The organism is Sphingobium sp. ZW T5_29 (assembly GCF_044987515.1).
Taxonomy (GTDB): Bacteria; Pseudomonadota; Alphaproteobacteria; order Sphingomonadales; family Sphingomonadaceae; genus Sphingobium.
This window is the reverse complement of sequence record NZ_JBJDRM010000008.1, coordinates 84,278-103,158: the sequence shown is the minus strand read 5'-3', so window position 1 is coordinate 103,158 and position 18,881 is coordinate 84,278. Positions and strand designations below refer to the sequence as shown.

The following is an 18,881-nucleotide window of genomic DNA, read 5'->3' as shown; positions in this document are numbered from 1 at the left end:
GACTGATTCGTGCAGAAGGCTACGCAGGTCAAGTCTTCAAATCCCGGTTGATGCTTCCAAGGCGAAGTTTGAACGCGTTCTGGGCGTCTACTTGTTGACCCTACGACATTCCATGCTACCGTCTCGTGCACCGTAAAATGTGGTCCTGGCGGCAGGTCGTGACCGCGCGTCATGGTGAAGCATATTGCGCTTGGCCATGCAGGATATAAAATAGCAGGAGATGTCGATGCTCGCCGATAGCGTTGCCGAACAACGGTACGATCCCTTTGCCATATATGACCACGACATCCTGGTGGCGTCCGATCCGATAGAGATCGACGCGCCCGCGATGCTGGTGTGGAACATCCTGACCGACATGCCGCGATATGGGGAATGGAATCCCTTTTGCGTGTGGGCGCAATCGACCCTGGAAATGGGCGCGCCGGTCCATATGCGGCTGGTAAACTATGCCAATCCCGGCAGCCTGGCCCCCAATTGCGAATATATCTGTGCGTTTGAGCCGGGGCGGCTGCTGTCGTGGGAAATGCTGGATAACGAAGCCTGGCCCTATCCGGCGCGGCGGGACCAGATGATCGACGAACTGGGACCGGAAAAGTGCCGCTACCAATCGACCGATGCCTTTACTGGGCCCAACGGCATCCATGTAATGCGCTTTGCCGGCCCGTGGATCGCGCGCGCTTTCAACGATTCAGCGCGGGCGCTGAAGGCGCGGGCCGAAGCGATGCATCGCGGCGATCTGCGCTGAGCAATGACGGCGGCGGTCAGGGCGCGTCGTCGTCATCCTGCCCGCTGCCCGATATGCTTTGCCGATAGTGGAGTGGCGTCATCCCGGTTGCGCGCCTGAATGCGCGGGCAAAGCTGTTGGGGTGGGCAAAGCCCAGCCTTGACGCAATGATCTTGATCGGCATGTCGCGGTCGGACAGCAGCGCCTGTGCCCGCGACATGCGGAAATTGTCCACATAGGCGATAACCGTGCTGCCGGTCAGCGCGTGAAATTGACGATGGAGATGGCGAACGCTAATTCCGCACAGCGCCGCCAGTTCGGAAATGGAAGGCGCGATATCGCTTTCCAACAATCTATCGCGGATGCGCCGATATTGCCACGACGCCAGCCGTCCGCCGCTCGGCGCGTGGACTTGCCGTTCGAACAGCCGCCGAACCTCCACCGCGACCAGCCTGTGCAAGGCCTCCAATGCGTCGGTGGATCGAGTGTCTGGCGTCGTCAGTTCCCGCATGGCAAGCCGCATCATGAACCGCAGGGCGTCATTCCTGATGTCCAGCAATCCTTGCAGCACCTGTACCGGCGGCACATCGTCCTCGCCCAGGATTGCGGTTGCAAGCTGGTCTGAAAAGATCGCCCGCAGCACGCGAATATGCCCGCCTTCGCCGCGTCCATGCACCATGACGCCGGGGTAGCGGATGAACATTGTGCCCATGAAGCAGCGATTGCCGCGGTCTATATCTGGAAACTCCGCCGAAGCATCGGTAGCCAGCGGCGGCAGCGACATTTCCAGCATCAACGCAGGTTCGCCGATCATGAAATCGATCATGTCGGGCCACCGCCATTCGACCAGTTCGAACCGCCCGTCGTGCAGGGAAACGGAATGGGTGATGGTCGGGGTGAAATCCATAGGTCCGTCGGATAATGGCCGATACTGCTAATTCTGTCCAGGCAGGTTCATTCGCTTTGGTGGGAAGCTGTAGGCCGGACTGATAAAGCGGGTCCCAGAACAGATTAATAGAGGATGTCCGATGAGAATCGTCGCCAATCTGCAGGTCTGCCAAGGCCATGCACGATGTGAGGACTTGTGCCCAGAAGTCTTTTCGACAGATGCGGTGGAAGGAAAGGTAGTTATAGAACAGCCTGAATTCGCACCGGAACTTGAAGACAAAGTCCGGCTTGCCGTGCGCAATTGCCCGGAGGGCGCGTTGCGCATTGCAAAAGGATTGAAGTCATGACCTTGCAGTGGACACCATCGCCACCTGATCATGTTCCTGCCGACCTGATTGTCGATTTCGACTTTTTTCATACGCCCGAAGGACTGACGGACCCGGTCCAGATCTGGCATGATCTGGTTCGGCGCGGTGTGCCGCCGATCTTTTACACCCCGCGCAATGGCGGGCATTGGGTTTTCCTGAAATATAGCGACATCGTCGAAGGCTATCGCAACCACGAGATTTTTTCGACCTACCAGACGCCCATACCGCCGATCGAACCCTTCCCGGTCATGCAACCTCAAGGGGTCGATCCGCCCGACCATAATGTCTTTCGCAAACTGCTGGCCCCCATGTTCACGCCGCTGGCGGTGCGCCGGATGACCGAAGGATTACAGCACCGGGCCGAAACGATGATCGCGTCCTTTGCTGACAGGGGCGAGTGCGACTTCATCACCGATTATGCGTCGCGCTTCCCCACGGGCGCCTTCCTGGACCTGTTCGGCCTGCCGGAAGAAAGGTTGCCCGAATTCCTGGCTCTGTCGGAAATATTCTTCCGCAGCACCGATCCGACGGTGCGCGCGCAGAACCTGACCGACATCTATGCAGTGCTGGAGGACCTGTTCCGCGAAAAGGAACGCAACCCCGGCAGCGACATCGCATCGACCATCGTCACCGCGCGGGACGAAAATGGCAATCAGCACCCTTGGCAGGATATTCTCAATTGCGGGTTCCTGTTGTTCGTCGCGGGTCTGGACACGGTAACGAACACCATGGCCTATGTGTGGCGCTATCTGGCCAGCACGCCAAAGGCGCGGGCGCAGTTTCGCGAACGGCTCGACGATCCGGCGGCCTTCCAACTCGCGATCGAGGAACTGATGCGGATCAACGCCGTGTCCAATATCTATCGGCGCGTCACCCATGACTGCGAATATAAAGGCATCCAGTTCCGGCGGAACGACCGCGTCATCCTGTCGAACACATTGGCCAATCGCGACGCTTCGGTCTTCGAAAATCCGCAATCTATCGATCTTGATCGTCGGGTGAACAATCATCTGACGTTCGGTGTGGGGCCGCACCGCTGCATGGGGTCGCACCTCGCCAAGCGTGAGATCATGGTCTCGCTGCAGGAATGGCTGCGGCAGATTCCTGATTTCGAATTGGCGGACGACCAGGATGAAGGCGCCATTTTCGGCGGGTCGGTCATGGGCTTTACGTCGCTGAAGTTGCGCTGGTGACGGGCTGATCGGGGCAGGGGCGGCGCGGTCTGACACGCGGCGCTCCTGCGGCCTGCGTCGGGCGGGTAGTGCCTGTTGGCGGGGCCGGACATATGCCGAGCTCCTGTCCTGCGTCCTCCCTGATTCAGCTTGCATTGTCGGTTGGGCCTTGGCAAGCGCCGTGGTCGGAGGCCGAAGTCGATGGCACGATACCATGACGATAGCTGTGGAATCCTGGCGCGACCGCTAAGGCGATTCGTAAGGGGGGCGGCTTTTCCCTACGAAAAGCGTGATCGGCGCATCCATCATGGCTCTCTCGGCTCGCGGGGGACAGCCTGCGCTACCCGTCGAGTGGCGGATATGGTCGGCAATTTCGTTATTTGCCGAAAACTTGGCCACGCATAGACTGACAGGCATGACCCCATCTGACGGACAGGAGCATCAATGAAGACCCGGATCACAGACATTACCGGCACCCGTTACCCCATCATCCAGGGGGGCATGCAGTGGGTCGGCCGCGCCGAACTCGCTTCGGCAGTGTCTAATGCAGGCGCTCTGGGCATCCTGACCGCGCTCACCCAACCGACACCCGAAGCGCTGACGGCAGAGATTGAGCGTTGCCGCACGATGACGGACAAGCCCTTCGCGGTGAACCTGACCATCCTACCCACGGCGCAGCCCGTGCCTTATGACGCCTATGTCGAGGCCATCGCCGCGTCGGGCGTGAAGGTGGTGGAAACCGCAGGGCGCAGCCCGGCTGAATTCATCGCCCGTTTCAAGCAGGCGGGGATCAAGATCATCCATAAGTGCACCGCGGTCCGTCACGCCCTGTCCGCACAGCGCGCGGGCGTCGATGCCGTATCGATTGACGGGTTCGAAGCTGCGGGACATCCTGGCGAAGACGATATTCCGGGCATGGTGCTGATCCCCGCCGCCGCACGCGCGCTGGACATCCCGATCCTGGCGGCAGGCGGCATGGCGACCGGCCAGTCCATGGCGGCGGCGCTCGCTCTGGGGGCAGAGGGCATCACCATGGGCACGCGCTTCATGCTGACGCAGGAAGCCCCGATCCATGACGCCATCAAGCAGGCGGTCGTCCAGGGGACGGAACGTGACACCACGCTCATCTTCCGCGCGCTGCGCAACACTGCGCGCGTATTCCGCAACAACGTGTCGGAAGAAGTCAATGTGCGGGAAAAGGAGCCCGGCGCGACCTTTGAAGATATCAAGGCGCTGGTGGCTGGCGCGCGCGGACGCGCAGCGCTGGAAAATGGCGATGCGAATGGGGGCCTGGTCTGGGCCGGCATGGGCATTGGCCTGATGGACGACATCCCGACCTGCGCCGAACTGGTCGAGCGTATCGTTACCGAATGCCGGGCGTCGCTTGCTCGCGCTTCCGCGCTGACCGCAGAGGGCCAGTGACATGAACTATAACAGCATCCGCTATGAGGTGGAGGATGACGGGCTGCTGCTGCTCACGCTGGCGCGGCCTGATAAACTCAACGCCTTCACCGTCGAAATGTGCGACGAACTGGTCGACGCCTATGGCCGCGCCAGCCGCGACGACGCCGTGCGCGTCATCGTCGTGACCGGGGAGGGCAGGGCCTTTTGCGCGGGCATGGACCTGTCGGTCGGCGGCAACGTCTTTGGCCTGGACGAAAGCATGACCCCGACGATGGAGGATGTGCGCGACCATGGTGACGATCCCGCCATCCTGAAGGGCGTGCGCGACACGGGTGGTCGCGTGGCTATGGCGATGTATGATTGTTTGAAGCCCATTGTCGGCGCGGTCAACGGCGCTGCGGTCGGCATCGGGTCCACCATGCTGCTGCCCATGGATTTCCGTTTCGCGTCGGAAAAGGCGCGCTTTGGCTTCGTCTTCGGGCGGCTGGGCATTACGATGGAGGCTTGCTCCTCCTTCTTCCTGCCGCGCATCGTCGGGCTGGAACAGGCGCTGGAATGGGCCTATCGCGCCGACATATTCGACGCTGCCGAAGCGCATGAAAAGGGGCTGGTCCGCGCGGTCTGCTCGCCGGAAACGCTGCTGGACGAAGCAAAGGCTTTCGCCCGTTCGCTGGTCAAGGACCGCTCGCCCGTGTCCATCGCCCTCCTCCGCCAGATGCTGAACCGCAACAGTGCTGCCGCAACGCCGCTCGACGCGCATCTGACCGAATCCCTCGCCATGTTCTACACCAGCCAGGCGGACGGGCGGGAAGGCGTGCGCGCTTTCAATGAAAAGCGAACGGCGCAGTTCACGGGCAAGGCATCGGAAATGCCGCCATTCTTCCCTTGGTGGAACAAGGCATAATCATTTGGGAAAGGATCGACATGATCACGCTTGAAGACAAGATCGCCATTACCGAATTGGTTGCCCGCTTCGCCCATTGTTCCGACTATGGCGACTGGGAAAAATTGGCCACGCTCTACACGCCCGACGTGGTGACGGAACTGGACGGCCTGCCGATGCGCTACGAAGGCATCGAACAGCAGGTCGAACATGCCAAGGCGTCCGACACACAGGCGGAAGGCAAGAACCGCCATTTCAATTTCAACCTGATGATCAATGAAGAAGGCGGTAAGGTCGTCGCCGAATATGCCTTCATGAACGTCAATGCGGGCCATGTGCCTATGGCGTCGAAGATCGTGGTGACGGGCCGGATGCGCGACACCGTGGTCAAGACCGGCGAAGGCTGGAAGATCGCGCATCGCTTCGTGCGGTTCGACCAGAATGTTCAGGTCGACTTTTGATGCAGGAGACTGGCGCGATGACAATGGATCGCCTTGTCGAAACCGAAAAGACGATGCGCGGCTTTGTGGATCAGGGGGTCGTCCCTGGGGCCATCATCGCCTGGCGCGACGGCGACGGCCCGATCCGCTACCGGGCGGCAGGGGCGCTGGGTTTCGACAGTTCCACCCCCGTGGACGAACGATCGATCTTCCGCATTTATTCGCAGACCAAGCCGATCACCGCCATCGCGGCGATGATGCTGGTGGAAGAAGGCGTGATCCAGATCGATCAGCCTATCAGCGAGATACTGCCCGCTTTCGCCGATATGCGCGTGATGGTGGGTGAAGACCCGTCTGAGACCCGGCCCGCCGCCCGACCCATCACGGTTCGCCATTTGCTGACCCACACCGCAGGGTTCGGCATGGGTGGAATGACACTGGCAGAGCTCTATGCGGAACATGGAATCTTGCCGGGCGATGGGCCGACCGAAAATGGCCCAAAGTCGCTTGCCGAAATGGGTGAACGGCTTGCCGCGCTGCCGCTGGCGACCGACCCCGGCACCCGGTTCGATTATAGCGTCGCGCTCGACGTTCTGGGGCTTGTGATCCAGGTCGCATCCGGCATGCCTTTCGATACATTCCTGCAACGGCGTCTATTCGACCCGCTGGGCATGGTGGATACTGGCTTTTCGATCTCGCCCGACAAGGTGGATCGTTTCGCCGACTTTCCAGAAGAACAGGATGGAAAATGGGTGTTGGTCGATGATCCCGCCAACAGCATGTATGCCGCGCCCGTTTATCCGTCGGGCGGTGGCGGACTGCTGTCGACGGCGCATGACTATGCCCGTTTTGCCGCGATGCTGCTGAACGAAGGGGAACTGGACGGCGTGCGCGTGCTAAAGCCCGAAACGGTGCGGCTCGCGCGGTCCAACCTGCTGCCTGCGGCGGTGACAGAAGTCGGTGTTCCTGTGGGACATCCACTGTCGGAAGTCGGTATGGGCGCAGGCATGTCGGTGTCGTTGGCGGACAGCCGGAGCACGCAGGGCATGTTCGATTGGCCCGGTGAGGTGCCCGCTGGCGTATTCGGCTGGCCAGGAATGGCGGGGACGGCCTGCTGGATGGACCCCAACCGCAATTTCTTCCTCCTCTATCTTACGCAGTTTTCGCCGTCCTGGTTGAACGGGGCGATGCGGCCCGACATGATCGCTGCGGCCTATCGCGATCTGAAGGCGGCTGGATAGGTTGAAAGATAAGGAAAGGTAACAGGATGACGACGACGGACATGGCTCCCCGGTTGGGATCGCCCGGCACCGGCGTCGTCATCACTGGCGGTGCGTCGGGCATCGGCCTCGCCACTGCTCACGCGCTGGCGGCGGTTGGAAGGCCGGTAGCGCTGTGGGATATCAACGCGGCCGGGGCGGCGGCTGCGGCGCGGGGAATAGCCGATCGTTTCGGCGTCGCCGCGACCGGGCTTTGCGTCGACCTGCGCAATTCGCAGGCGGTTGCGCCCGCCGCCATCGCGTCGCGTGACGCATTGGGCAGCATCGGCGGCATCGTTCATGGCGCCGGAACCAGCGAAATTACGGGCATCGATGGCGTGACGCCGGACAATTGGAATGATGGCCTCGCTCTTCACGCTCGCGCCCTGGTCCTCATCACCCAGTTTTTTCGCGACGATCTGCGCGCCAACCCCGGCAGCGCCATTGTCGCCATCGCGTCCATCAACGCGACGTTGGGCAATGCTCTGATCCCAATTTACAGCGCGGCCAAGGGCGCGATCATCTCTCTCGTGCGGTCGATGGCGGACGAACTCGCCAATGACGCTGTCCGCATCAACAGTGTCAGTCCCGGCATGATCGACACGCCGATCATGGCCGGAACCAAGGCGGCTTTGCCGGGTCATTTCGAACGGCACATCATGCTCGGTCGCTATGGCGCGCCGGAAGAACTGGGGCGCGTCATTCGTTTTCTGCTGTCGGATGAGGCAAGCTATATCACCGGGGCCGACATATTGGTCGACGGCGGGAACATCCATTCGCAAAGGCTCTAAAAGGGCGTGGCCACAGAGCCGTCGCGCTTCCCCGCCGTCGCATCTCTGCCAATATGCGCAGACCAACTCTTTGCCCGCATATTCGTACGTGATTCGTCATTTTCATACGCAGATAATGCAATCCATTGCTACATATGGAGCATATTGCGACTAAAAGAGCATTATCGGCTGCAAATTTTACAGATGACGGCGTGAAACGCGATTTTAGATGAAACGCATTGTCGTCTGGCTAAAGACGAGATCGATTGCCAGTCATAAGGCAGAACCCAAAGGGAGGATATCTGATGAAATCCATGTTGTTGGCGGGTGTCGCCACCATGTTGGCGCTGCCGCTCGCTACTGGAGCCCACGCTCAGGAAGCTCCCGTCGCCGATCAGGCGCAGGATCAGGGCATGTTGGGCGATATCGTCGTTACTGCGCGCCGTTCCGCAGAAACATTGCAGGATGTGCCGGTCGCCGTGACCGCAATCGGCGCCGACTTCATAGAACGCCAGAACATCGCCGATCCTACGGATATTCCGCAATTCGCGCCCAACCTGACGATTGAACAGCAGCCCGCCAGTCTTTCGGCGGCTACCGTTTTCATTCGCGGTATCGGCAATAACGAACCGTCCGCCGTGTCCGAACAGGGCGTGGGCGTCTATCTTGACGGCGTTTATCTGGCGCGCGCGGCGGGCGCGGTGTTCAACCTCATCGATCTGGAACGGATCGAGGTGCTGCGCGGGCCGCAGGGTACGTTGTTTGGCCGCAACACCATCGGCGGCGCGCTGCAACTCGTTTCCCGCAAACCCAGCGACAATATGGAGGTCACCGCGAAGGCGGGCTATGGCCGTTTCAACGATTGGTATGTCCGCGCACGCGTCGACACTGGCTATATCATCGGCGACCAGATCAAGGCGTCGATAGCGGGACAGCATCGCGAAAATGATGGTTGGGTCGACAATATATTGACGCCGTCGTCGCGCGATCCGGGCGCGATGAAGTCCAATTCCTTTGCGCTGGGCCTTCAGGGCGACTTTGGCGACGTGACCGTCAACTATAATTTCGATTGGGATGAACGGCGCGGCCTGGCCGGCTTCTTCCAGCTGGTAGCGGCCACGCCGCAGGCGCTGGATTATTATTCGCAATCACCCAACTTTGGCGGCCCGCCTTTCATGGTGGATCGCGAACGGCAGGGTACGGTCCAGCAGGCGGGCTTTACCGAACCCAATGGCGATGTCCGCTACAGCGGGAAGACGCGGGTTCAGGGCCATGGCCTGACCGTCAGCTATGAACCCATCCCGGAACTGACGATCAAATCGATTACCGGCTATCGTAAATTCTTCCAGGATTCGATCGTGGATCTGGGCGGCAACGGCGTCCTGCGCGGACCGGTGATCGACTTTACCTCTCCCACGCTCGTCTCGGTCCAGCCGACCCCGCTTTACAACGCCAATAACGCGCCACAAAAACAGTGGCAGTTCAGCCAGGAATTGCAGGCCCTGGGTAAGGTCGGCGACATCAGCTATTTGTTGGGCATGTATTATTTCTACGAAAAGTCGTCGGAATATAATCGCCAACAGATCACCCTGCTGTCCAGCATTCCGGGGCTTGCGGCATATGGCTTCGATCAGCCAACCATCGACACCATATCGGCCCTCAATCCCGGCCTTGGCACGGTGGGGATCAGGGCCAATCCGATCCAGGCCTTTGGCGGCACGTCTCAATCGATGGCAGTCTTTGGTCAGGCCAGCTGGAAGCCGTCAGCCCTGGATGAAAAGCTGGAGATCACCTTGGGCGGCCGTTATACCGGCGACGACAAGACGATCTATCTGGCCGGCGATGTCAGCCCGGTGCAGCGCGGCCGCAAGAGCTTCGACAATTTCTCGTGGCTGGCATCGGGGTCCTACAAGATTGCCGATGATCTGATGGTCTATGCCCGAGTTTCGACCGGCTATCGTTCGGGTGGCCTGAACCCGCGCGCTGGCGTCATCAACAGCTTCGATCCTGAAAAGGCGACTGCCTATGAAGCAGGCATCAAGTCGCAGTTCCTGAACAACAGGGTGCGGCTCAACCTGGCCGGTTACATCACCGACTATAGCGACCTTCAGGTGCAGCAGTTCGCCGCAGGCAGCGGTGGCGCGACCTCATTGATCGTGAATGCGGGCAAGGTGCAACTGTCGGGCTTTGAAGCGGAACTGACGGCGATGCCTTTCAGGGGTTTCCAGATTGACGCTTCGGTCGGTTATGTGAAGTCCAACTATAAGAGCTTCCTGTTCCGTGATCCGGCCACCAACGTCCTGCTTGACGTGTCGGATGAAGCGAAACCGGTGTACACGCCCAAATGGACCATCCACCTTGGCGCTGAATATGCCTATTCCATTGGCGACATGACGGTGCGGCTGCGCGGCGACTATTCACGCCGGACCAAGATTTACTTCAACGCGCTGGATAACACCGCGCCGTTCAACGAAGATCTTGTTTCGCCACCGCAGGACAATGTAAAGGCGCGCCTGTCCGTCGAGGATATCAATCTTGGCAGTGGCAAGCTGAACGTCGGGCTTTGGGGTGACAATTTGCTTAATCAGCAGCGCCTGATCTATGGCATCGACTTTGGCGGGCTGGGTTTTGCCGGAGCGACGTTCAACCGTCCGATCTCTTACGGCATCGACGCCCGTATCAGCTTCTGACGGCATTTCGGACTGCCATGAGCATGTGATCATCCTGGCAAGGGGCGGGACCGGCGACCGGTTCCCGCCCCTTGCCGCTAAGCATAGTAGGAGAGATGCGATGACCGACCTTCCAGCTTTCACCAAACTGATCTGCCGCGACGAAGAAGCCATGGCTCGTTATTATGGGAATGTGTACGGCTATGGCCTTGTCCAGCGGGTTGAGGGCACCAGTGATGGTGAGGCTTTTCGCGAAGTCATCATGGCGCCGGGCGGAGACTGGACCAAAGGCACGCTGGTCACGTTCAACTATGTCGACCGCGATGCACCCCGCGATCAGCAGGTGATACTGGGCTTCACGGTCGCCGACCTGGATGCAACGGTGGAAAAAATCGTGGCGAACGGCGGCAAGCTGTGCGGCCCGATCCGCGAGGAACGCGACCATGGCGTCCGCGTGGTATTTTCCACCGATCCTGAAGGCGCGTTGTGCGAAAATGTGCAGATGCTGGCGGCTCCCCACGCGGGTTGACAGCCTTCATGCCCCGCCATAACGCTGCTGTGTAAATACTGACACGGAGCGTAGATTGGTGCGTTCCCTGGGGAAAAGACGATGAGGGCGGCCCAACGGCAGCGGTTATCGCGGCCTTGGTCGCCCTGACCTTTACGCAATTGGCAATCATGTTTTTCGGCCGGGCCACGTGATCAGGCCGCTTTTCGAAATGGTAGGAGATTTATAATGGCGCGGGATGCTGAAATTTTTGGGGGCGGCGTTGCCGTGATCACCGGCGCTGGTTCAGGCATCGGTGCTGGCCTTGCCCGTCGGGCCGGGCAGCTTGGCATGACCGTGATCGTGGCGGACATCAACGAACAGGCGGCGGCCGGAACTGTCGACGAAATCACCAGTGCTGGCGGAACCGCCGAAGCGTGGAAGCTCGACGTATCCCGCCCCGAAGAACTCGACCGCTTTGCTGAGGAAGTGTTCGCCCGCCATGGGGAAGTGCGCCTGCTGATCAACAATGCCGGAATCGAAACCGTCGGCTATACCTGGGAAGTGCCGACGGCACGTTGGGAAGCGACGCTCAACATCAACGTTCATGGCGTCATTCACGGTGTGCGCGCGTTCGTCCCGCGGATGATCGCCAGCGGCAAGGAAGCATGGATCGGCAATCTGTCGTCCGTAGGCGCGTTCGGCGCGATGCCTGCCCAGACGGCCTATACCGTCACCAAGCACGCCGTTCAGGCTTTCAGCGAATGCCTCTATCTGGAAATGGAGCTGAAGAACCTGCCAATCCATGTGTCGACCATCGTGCCGGGCATGCTGCGGACCAACATCTTCAACGCCGAAGCGGGTGAGGGCGAGCCTGCCAACGCCCAGTCACACCGCCGTGCAATGTTCGAAATGATGCGCGATTATGGCATGGACCTGGACGAAGGCTGCCGCCTGTTCATTGAGCAGATGGCCGACAATAAATTCTGGGTCCACAGCCAGCCTGAAATGAGCGAGCAGATCATTGGCGGTCGCATCCGCTTCCTGCAGGACCAAGTGCCGCCGATCATGCCTGACCTCGCTCGCCAGATCGCGGCCGACTGACATATTCATCAAGGTAAAAAGGGGAGGACACGGCGGCACATTCACCGCCGGGTCCTCCCCCTTTTTTTGTTTTTGCGCGCCGCCCGAAGAAGAGTGGGCGACGCTTGGTCTGATAGAACGGCCCGATCCGGCCCGCACGCCGCTGTCCGCCACGCCAGCATAGCCCTGCTTTCACAGGGCTATGCCAGCGCTGCTATGTCAAAGTGCGCCGTGGTTGATGTAGCTGGTCTTGCTTTCGGTGAAGAATTCCGCTGCCGCCGAACCCGATTCACGCGGGCCATAGCCTGAAGGCGAACGTCCACCCAGCGGCACATGATATTCAAGGCCCGCCGTCGGCGCGTTCACCATGACCATGCCCGCCTGCGACGCCTTGCGGAAACGCTCGGCACTTTTCAGGTTGGTGGTCGCGATGCCGGACGACAGCTTATATTCGCAATGATTGGCAGAGTGGATGGCTTCGTCCAGATCCTCGACCCTCACGACCGCCGCAATCGGCCCGAAGGATTCATGCTGGTTACAGCGCCATTCGGTCTTTGTGTTGACCAGCAGCGCAGGGGCCATGAACAGGCCGCGTGTGCGGCCTTCCACTGCGACGCCGCCCGCTGCCAATTCAGCGCCTTCACCCTGCGCGTCCTTAACGAACTGCAGATTCTCGTTGAACTGCTGGACGTTGGAGACTGGGCCGATCTGCGTATCGGCGTCCAGGGCATGGCCGACCTTGTAGCTGCCTGCCTTCTTTATCATGCGCTCCACAAAGGCGTCGTGAATGCCCTTTGTCACGATGATGCGTTCCGTGCCGGTGCAGCGCTGGCCCGTCTGAATCCACGCGCCATTGCTGGCGATTTCGACCGCCTGATCCAGATCGGCATCGTCCAGAACGACCAAGGCGTTCTTGCCGCCCAGTTCAAGCTGGCACTTGGTCATGGTCTCGGCTGCGCGGGCGAGCACGACCCGGCCGGTCGCGGTGCCGCCGGTGAAGGTCAGCGCGTCGGCCTCATCGATCATGATGTTGCCCGCGGCCCGGCCATCGCCCATCACCAGGTTGAAAACACCTGCAGGCAGACCGGCCTCTTCCAGCAACCGCGCCAGCATCACTGCTGACCCCGGAACATAGGAACTTGGCTTTAGCACCACCGTGTTGCCATAGGACAGGGCGGCAGCAATCTTGGCGGATGGCAGGGCGATGGGGAAGTTCCACGGCGTGATTGCCGCCACGACGCCCACCGGCTCGCGCGTGACCATCACGTTGAAACCGTCGCGCATGCTGTTGTACCATTCGCCCTGGGCGCGCAGCACGTCGCCAGCCGAATAGTGGAAGCATTGGGCGGAACGGACCGTTTCACCAATGGCGTCGGCCAGGGTCTTGCCTTCTTCCCGCGCCAGCAGCGTGCCGATTTCGCGGCTGCGTTCGATCAGCAGGTCGCCAACCTTGCGCAAAATGTCAGAACGGGCCTGCATGTTGAAAGCGGCCCAGCCCGGCTGTGCCCGGCGCGCTGCGGCCATTGCTTCGCGTATCTGCGCTTCGCCAACCTTGGAATAGGTGCCGACCACTTCGTCAAGGTCGGATGGGTTGACCGTTTCGAACGGCACTTCGCCATCGATCCAACGGCCGTCGATATAGTTTTGACCCTTCATCTGAACTTCTCCGCAAGGCTGGTCAGCCCGAACAGGCTGTCGGGCCGGTGCATAGTGATTCGACATCGATTATGCAAAATACATTCAGCCGCCCGCGGCGGAAAAGCCGCGCTCCTGACAGCGCGGCTTTCCATTTTCCTTTGAAGCAGTTTTCGACCCTGGGTCGTCCTTGCCTTACGCCGCCATCGGGCGGTCCACCTGCGTTTCCGGCGGATATTCGGCGGGTCCGCCAAAATTGTAGGCGGCATTGATCGCGCGGATGAAGACCGGGTCATGCAGCGGATCGGTTGGCGTTTCGATCTGAATGCCGCGCGAACGGACGTCCTTGATCAGCATGTCGATCGCCTGATCATGGGTCAGGTCGTCGGTCCCTTCCATATTCTTTTTCAGCTCGGCAAAATCGGTGAAGACTTCCGCGTTCCAATGGACCAGGAAACGCAGGTCATCGGTGTGGTAACGTTCGATTACCTGGTCGCCATTCTTCAGGACCCAGCCGTCACGATCATCCTTGTCGCCGGTAAAGATCGTGTCGAAGGCAAGACCGGCGGGGCTGCGGCGATCGACCGGGCCGTTGGCTTCGCCGCGATGCACCAGCATTTCATTCTGAACGACCACGCCGCGATTATAAATCGGTGACTTTACACGGGCTGGCTTGGCCAGCGGACCGTCGGGCCAATAGGTGAAGCCGCTCGCTGGATCATGGCTGAACCAGGTGATCACCTGCGCCATCTTGATCAGATAATCCTGGAACAGGCCGGAACGACCCATGACCGAACATAGCCAGGTGGGCGAGTTTTCATATCGCACGCCACGGAAGCTGGGGGTGTCGAGATGTCCCGGATCGGTGTTGCCGCACGGACCGTTGACGTTGAACAGCATCATCTGCGGCTTGGCATATTCCGCGTTCCAATAGGACTTCGCGTGATTGAGGAACGCCTCATTATAAAAAACGTCGTGAAGTTCGGGATACAGCACCGCCGAATAGTTCGCGAAGAAGCCGCGGAAGGTCGGCGTCATGAACATGTCTAGCGTGGGCGTGAAGCCTTCGGGAAAACCGCCTGCAAAGGTGGCGAGCAGCTCTTCGGGACTTGCAAAATGTTGAGCCAGGATCAGCTTCCATGCGCCCTTGTCGTGGACGACGTCCAACATGCGCCGCTTCTGTTCTTCGGTGAACGGCTTGTCGATTTCGCGCGGCGGAGCGACCGGGCGCAAAATGTCCGACAGATACTGCCTCCGCGCTTCATCAAGCATCATCTTCTCCTAGAAATTGCGGCCCAGACCCCCAAGGTCCTGTCCGTACAGCTGTAAAAGTTATAGCACGATAACTTTTCTGATCAAGCCGCTTTTGCAAGTCGCCGACACATCGTCCATGCTGGACCGGACCAGGGGGGACCGAATATCGATGAACAAGGGTCAGCGCACCGCGCACCGCATACTTGACGCCGCAGAAGCCCAGTTCGCGCAAAGGGGGTTTGGCGCCGCGTCCCTGCGCGATATCGCGGCGATGGCTCAAATCCAGCAGCCCGGCCTCTACAAGCATTTTTCCAGTAAGGAGGACCTGTATCGGCAGGTCTACGAACGGGCGCTGCGGCCTCTGACCGAACTGATGGACCAGATCATCGCCGGTCCAGCCGACATGCCCGTTTTTTACGAACTGACCGACCGGCTGACCGACCTTCTGGCGATCCATCCCAACATATCCCGATTGCTGATCCGCGCCGTGATCTCCCGTGATTTCGACCCGGACGAAATCGCGCTGGGCTGGCTGTCGCAGCTGGTCGATTATGGGCGCAGGCTGAACGCTACGCTGGTTGTGCGGAATGACGACGCCAATCTGGTGGCGCTGCAAATCGTCGCGGTCTTCAACACCTTGTTCGGCTTCTTCTGGTCATCGCCGCTTATCGAAACGCTGACGGGGCAGCCTGCCGTCGATCCAAAGCTCATGGACTGTCAGAAACAAATTCTGCGCCAGCTCGTCATGGGTTTCGATAAACAGCCCGCAGGCGGTTAGGGCATCGTGCGCAAAGTGGGAACCGGTTTTGCGCTTGAAAGGGTGCGATAACAAAAGCTGGAGCGCGCGACCTGCGTCCGATTAAACGCAGCGCGCTCTAAACAGCTGGGTTTGAGCGTGCGATGCCAACGCTCGACGGTCGATCAGCCGCCATGCTTGTCCAGAAAAGCCTTCATCTGTCCGGCGATGATTTCCGCTGCCCGCTTGCTGGGGTCATGCAGATGCTGGCGGACCACATGAAAACAGGCCTGGTCCAGGCCCCATAGCAGGATGTGCGCTTCCAACAGAACGTCATCGTCATGGGACGCCAGCTCGAACGCCTTATGCCGCTCCGCCAGCATGGTGATGATGATGTCCCGTTGCGCGGACACTTCCCAATATAATGCCTCCTCCAGCACCGCGACCTGGGTCAGCAACGTGCAGATGTCCTGGTTGGCGCGGTGCATTTCCAGATGCCGGGTCGCCCATTCGGTCAGTTCCGGCAGGCCGGGATTCCGCAGCTCCGCCAGATAGGCGAAAACCGGATGCCAGGCCGGTTCGAAATCCTTTGCGATCGCCCGCACGACCGCCAGCTTGCCGTCGAAATGGCTGTAAAATGCGGCGCGGCTCACGCCGGCCGTCACCAATATATGTTCGATCGAGCTGCCGACATAACCCCGGTCTGCAAATGTCTTTTGCGCTGCATCGACGATCAGGGCGCGCGTGCGTGTGCGCTGTTCCTGCTGCAGAAAATTACGGCGGGACAAACCATTGGGCAAAGATGCCTGCTCCCTTGGGACAAACCGGTTGGACGAAGCGCCTGTTAACGTCCCAAAGCCTGGTTGACAAGACAGCTTGTATAGTCGAACTGTCGCGCCATAAAAACGTGCAGCGGACGGATGGAGGGATATAATGGGCGAGGGTAGACAATCGGCGGCCAAGGACTTTTCAGGCCTGCTTTCGTCGGGCCGGATCGGCCAAATGGACTTGCGCAACCGCATGTTCGTGACGGCCATGGGTGTCAGCCTGGCTGAAGATGACGGCACGGCGGGCGAACGGTTGATCGCCTATCATGAGGAACAGGCGAAGGGCGGCGCTGCCCTGATCGTCACTGGGGTCATGGGCGTCGCATGGCCGGTCGGCGCGGTTCAGCCCAATCAGCTTGGCGTGTCGGACGACCGTTTCCTGCCCGGCTTGCGCCGTCTGGCCGACCGGGTTCATGCCCATGGTGCGAAGATCGCGGCCCAGATCCATCAGGGCGGATTGGTGGCGGCCCATTCGGCGCAGGACGGGCACCCCTTGTGGGCGCCCTCCATGCCCGGCCCGTTCGTCGGCGACTTCCCCGATTATTTCCTTCCCGAAGAATTGGAGGCCTTTGGCGGCAGCGCCGTGCCGACGATCAAGGTGCTGACGGTCGACGATATCGCGGTTGCGGTGCGTCAATATGCGGACGGCGCCCGCCGCGCGAAGGAAGCCGGTTTCGATGCCTGTGAAATCCACGGCGGTCACGGCTATCTCATCTCCTCCTTCCTTTCGCCTTCGTCCAACAAGCGGACGGACCAATATGGCGGCCCGCTGGAAAATCGTGCCCGGCTGATGCTGGAGGTGCTGGCGGCGGTGCGGGAAGCGGTTGGACCAGATTTCCCCGTCTGGATGAAGCTGGATTCCCGCGAATTCGGAAAGGCGGTGGGCACGACGCTCGACGATGCCAGGGCCGTGGCGCGTATGTTGGAAGCGGGCGGGGCGGACGCGATTGCCGTCACCGCCTATCATGATGTTGGCCAGGCAAAGCTGCATTCGGGATCGAACATCCCGCACGAACCCGAAATGAACATCCCCGCCGCAGCCGCGATAAAGGCGGAAGTGAACATTCCCATCATCGCATCGGGGCGGGTTGAACCCGACCGGGGCGAAAAACGCTTTCAGGAAGGCGCGTTCGACTTCCTGGCCATGGGGCGCAAGATATTGGCGGACCCACAGCTTCCCAACAAGCTGGCGAATGGACGCCCGCAGGACGTTCGCCCTTGCATCTATTGCTACACCTGCGTCAGCACTGCCTACATTCGTCAGCAAGTCCGTTGCGCCGTGCGATCCGAAACCGGCTATGAATATCTGCAGGACCGCTCCACGCCCGCGATGGCCAAGCGCTATGTCGTCATCGGCGGCGGACCGGGTGGCATGGAGGCGGCACGTCGTCTGGACGCCTTGGGCAACAAGGTCACATTGATCGAACAAAGCGACAGGCTGGGCGGCACGTTGCGCTTCGCCTCGCTCGCCTACGAACCCAATGAGCGGATACTTGAATGGCTCAAGCGGGAAATAGAGGCGTCCAATGTCGATGTGCGGCTAAAAACCGTAGCGACGCCGGAACTGCTGCGGGGGCTTGAACCTGACGGGGTGATCGTCGCCACCGGCGCTGTGCGCGACATGCCATCCATCCCCGGCAGCGATCTGGACCATGTCTTCAGCGGCGACGACATGCGCAAGATGATGCTGGGTGAAAGTTCCGACGCCTTGAAGCGCAAGACGGGCCTTGCCACCCGCCTCGCCACGCGGATCGGAGCGGCCACCGGCATGACCGCCAACCTCGATTTCGTGCGCAAGGCCACGCGCCAGTGGATGCCCCTGGGCGACCGCGTCGTCATTATCGGCGGCGAACTGGTGGGCGTGGAACTGGCCGAATTCCTGATAGAGCGGGGCCGCAAGGTCACGGTTATAGAGGATGGACCGAAATTTGGCCGGGGGCTGACCGTCGTCCGTCGTCTGCGCCTGATCCCGGAACTGCGGGAACATGGCGTCGCCATGTTTGCGGATGCAAAGGATATCCGCATCGCCGGCGAAGGCGTTTCGTTCGCTACGCCGGATGGAGAAACGCATCTGGTCCCCGCCGACACCGTTATCGTCGCCAAGGGCGCGCATGGCGACAGCAGCCTTGCCGACGCACTGCGCGCCGATGGCTTCAATGTTCAGGAAGTCGGGGACGGCACTGGCGTCGGCTATATTGAAGGCGCGATCAGAGGCGCGGCACGCGCGGTGCAGGGCGAAGCGGCAATCCCGCAAATATAGTCTCGACCGGAAAGCCCGCGCC

17 protein-coding genes are annotated in these 18,881 nt (G+C 60.5%); 13 read left to right on the top strand and 4 right to left on the bottom strand.

All coding sequences use genetic code 11. The annotated features are described in order from the left end of the window. The first annotated feature begins 226 nt into the window (after positions 1-226). On the top strand, positions 227-745 hold the full coding sequence (locus ACI3KQ_RS08805; RefSeq protein WP_404956740.1) for an SRPBCC domain-containing protein: 519 nt from the start codon (positions 227-229) through the stop codon (positions 743-745). Positions 746-761: 16 nt separating this feature from the next. Here ACI3KQ_RS08805 and ACI3KQ_RS08800 read toward each other — a convergent pair whose 3' ends face one another. Then, positions 762-1,631 (bottom strand): helix-turn-helix transcriptional regulator, encoded by an 870-nt coding sequence (locus tag ACI3KQ_RS08800; RefSeq protein WP_404956739.1) that lies wholly within the window; start codon positions 1,629-1,631, stop codon positions 762-764. Between the two features lie 121 nt (positions 1,632-1,752). Here ACI3KQ_RS08800 and ACI3KQ_RS08795 point away from each other — a divergent pair, with 121 nt between their 5' ends. The 10 genes from ACI3KQ_RS08795 (at position 1,753) to ACI3KQ_RS08750 (ending at position 12,168) form a co-directional block, all read left to right on the top strand. After that, positions 1,753-1,959 carry a ferredoxin gene (locus ACI3KQ_RS08795; protein WP_404956737.1) on the top strand — a complete coding sequence of 69 codons (207 nt, stop codon included), beginning with the start codon at positions 1,753-1,755 and terminating at the stop codon, positions 1,957-1,959. Beyond that, positions 1,956-3,173, top strand: a complete 1,218-nt coding sequence (locus ACI3KQ_RS08790; protein ID WP_404956735.1) for a cytochrome P450 — start codon at positions 1,956-1,958, stop codon at positions 3,171-3,173. The genes ACI3KQ_RS08795 and ACI3KQ_RS08790 overlap by 4 nt, the downstream gene beginning before the upstream one ends. 423 nt (positions 3,174-3,596) lie before the next feature. After that, a complete protein-coding gene (locus ACI3KQ_RS08785) occupies positions 3,597-4,574 on the top strand; it encodes an NAD(P)H-dependent flavin oxidoreductase (RefSeq protein WP_404956733.1) in 978 nt (325 codons plus the stop codon). Position 4,575: 1 nt separating this feature from the next. Further along, entirely contained in the window at positions 4,576-5,460 is an 885-nt protein-coding gene (locus tag ACI3KQ_RS08780) for a crotonase/enoyl-CoA hydratase family protein (RefSeq protein WP_404956731.1), read from the top strand. Positions 5,461-5,480: 20 nt separating this feature from the next. Further along, entirely contained in the window at positions 5,481-5,900 is a 420-nt protein-coding gene (locus ACI3KQ_RS08775; protein WP_404956729.1) for a nuclear transport factor 2 family protein, read from the top strand. 17 nt (positions 5,901-5,917) lie between these two features. After that, entirely contained in the window at positions 5,918-7,120 is a 1,203-nt protein-coding gene (locus tag ACI3KQ_RS08770) for a serine hydrolase domain-containing protein (RefSeq protein WP_404956727.1), read from the top strand. Positions 7,121-7,146: 26 nt separating this feature from the next. Beyond that, positions 7,147-7,929: an SDR family NAD(P)-dependent oxidoreductase gene (locus ACI3KQ_RS08765; protein WP_404956725.1), complete on the top strand. Its 783-nt coding sequence runs from the start codon at positions 7,147-7,149 to the stop codon at positions 7,927-7,929. Between the two features lie 284 nt (positions 7,930-8,213). Further along, a complete protein-coding gene (locus ACI3KQ_RS08760; RefSeq protein WP_404956723.1) occupies positions 8,214-10,598 on the top strand; it encodes a TonB-dependent receptor in 2,385 nt (794 codons plus the stop codon). 100 nt (positions 10,599-10,698) lie between these two features. Then, entirely contained in the window at positions 10,699-11,106 is a 408-nt protein-coding gene (locus ACI3KQ_RS08755) for a VOC family protein (RefSeq protein ID WP_404956721.1), read from the top strand. A gap of 207 nt (positions 11,107-11,313) precedes the next feature. Then, positions 11,314-12,168, top strand: a complete 855-nt coding sequence (locus ACI3KQ_RS08750) for an SDR family NAD(P)-dependent oxidoreductase (protein ID WP_404956720.1) — start codon at positions 11,314-11,316, stop codon at positions 12,166-12,168. Between the two features lie 198 nt (positions 12,169-12,366). On the opposite strand, the gene ACI3KQ_RS08745 is transcribed toward ACI3KQ_RS08750, so the two are convergent. Then, a complete protein-coding gene (locus ACI3KQ_RS08745) occupies positions 12,367-13,803 on the bottom strand; it encodes an aldehyde dehydrogenase family protein (RefSeq protein ID WP_404956718.1) in 1,437 nt (478 codons plus the stop codon). 174 nt (positions 13,804-13,977) lie between these two features. Further along, on the bottom strand, positions 13,978-15,057 hold the full coding sequence (locus tag ACI3KQ_RS08740; protein ID WP_404956716.1) for a hypothetical protein: 1,080 nt from the start codon (positions 15,055-15,057) through the stop codon (positions 13,978-13,980). A 148-nt stretch (positions 15,058-15,205) separates the two neighbouring features. Here ACI3KQ_RS08740 and ACI3KQ_RS08735 point away from each other — a divergent pair, with 148 nt between their 5' ends. Beyond that, entirely contained in the window at positions 15,206-15,814 is a 609-nt protein-coding gene (locus tag ACI3KQ_RS08735; protein ID WP_404956714.1) for a TetR/AcrR family transcriptional regulator, read from the top strand. 143 nt (positions 15,815-15,957) lie between these two features. Here ACI3KQ_RS08735 and ACI3KQ_RS08730 read toward each other — a convergent pair whose 3' ends face one another. Then, on the bottom strand, positions 15,958-16,572 hold the full coding sequence (locus ACI3KQ_RS08730; protein WP_404956712.1) for a TetR/AcrR family transcriptional regulator: 615 nt from the start codon (positions 16,570-16,572) through the stop codon (positions 15,958-15,960). Between the two features lie 133 nt (positions 16,573-16,705). Here ACI3KQ_RS08730 and ACI3KQ_RS08725 point away from each other — a divergent pair, with 133 nt between their 5' ends. Further along, positions 16,706-18,859: an FAD-dependent oxidoreductase gene (locus ACI3KQ_RS08725; RefSeq protein WP_404956711.1), complete on the top strand. Its 2,154-nt coding sequence runs from the start codon at positions 16,706-16,708 to the stop codon at positions 18,857-18,859. The last annotated feature ends 22 nt before the right edge of the window (positions 18,860-18,881 follow it).

Bases quoted from the DNA above. Each gene is read 5' to 3' on its own strand.
- ACI3KQ_RS08750 (WP_404956720.1), top strand. From the start codon at position 11,314: ATGGCGCGGGATGCTGAAATTTTTGGGGGCGGCGTTGCCGTGATCACC.
- ACI3KQ_RS08765 (WP_404956725.1), top strand. From the start codon at position 7,147: ATGACGACGACGGACATGGCTCCCCGGTTGGGATCGCCCGGCACCGGC.
- ACI3KQ_RS08760 (WP_404956723.1), top strand. From the start codon at position 8,214: ATGAAATCCATGTTGTTGGCGGGTGTCGCCACCATGTTGGCGCTGCCG.
- ACI3KQ_RS08740 (WP_404956716.1), bottom strand. From the start codon at position 15,057: ATGATGCTTGATGAAGCGCGGAGGCAGTATCTGTCGGACATTTTGCGC.
- ACI3KQ_RS08775 (WP_404956729.1), top strand. From the start codon at position 5,481: ATGATCACGCTTGAAGACAAGATCGCCATTACCGAATTGGTTGCCCGC.
- ACI3KQ_RS08770 (WP_404956727.1), top strand. From the start codon at position 5,918: ATGACAATGGATCGCCTTGTCGAAACCGAAAAGACGATGCGCGGCTTT.
- ACI3KQ_RS08805 (WP_404956740.1), top strand. From the start codon at position 227: ATGCTCGCCGATAGCGTTGCCGAACAACGGTACGATCCCTTTGCCATA.
- ACI3KQ_RS08785 (WP_404956733.1), top strand. From the start codon at position 3,597: ATGAAGACCCGGATCACAGACATTACCGGCACCCGTTACCCCATCATC.
- ACI3KQ_RS08755 (WP_404956721.1), top strand. From the start codon at position 10,699: ATGACCGACCTTCCAGCTTTCACCAAACTGATCTGCCGCGACGAAGAA.
- ACI3KQ_RS08735 (WP_404956714.1), top strand. From the start codon at position 15,206: ATGAACAAGGGTCAGCGCACCGCGCACCGCATACTTGACGCCGCAGAA.
- ACI3KQ_RS08800 (WP_404956739.1), bottom strand. From the start codon at position 1,631: ATGGATTTCACCCCGACCATCACCCATTCCGTTTCCCTGCACGACGGG.
- ACI3KQ_RS08795 (WP_404956737.1), top strand. From the start codon at position 1,753: ATGAGAATCGTCGCCAATCTGCAGGTCTGCCAAGGCCATGCACGATGT.
- ACI3KQ_RS08745 (WP_404956718.1), bottom strand. From the start codon at position 13,803: ATGAAGGGTCAAAACTATATCGACGGCCGTTGGATCGATGGCGAAGTG.
- ACI3KQ_RS08790 (WP_404956735.1), top strand. From the start codon at position 1,956: ATGACCTTGCAGTGGACACCATCGCCACCTGATCATGTTCCTGCCGAC.
- ACI3KQ_RS08780 (WP_404956731.1), top strand. From the start codon at position 4,576: ATGAACTATAACAGCATCCGCTATGAGGTGGAGGATGACGGGCTGCTG.
- ACI3KQ_RS08725 (WP_404956711.1), top strand. From the start codon at position 16,706: ATGGGCGAGGGTAGACAATCGGCGGCCAAGGACTTTTCAGGCCTGCTT.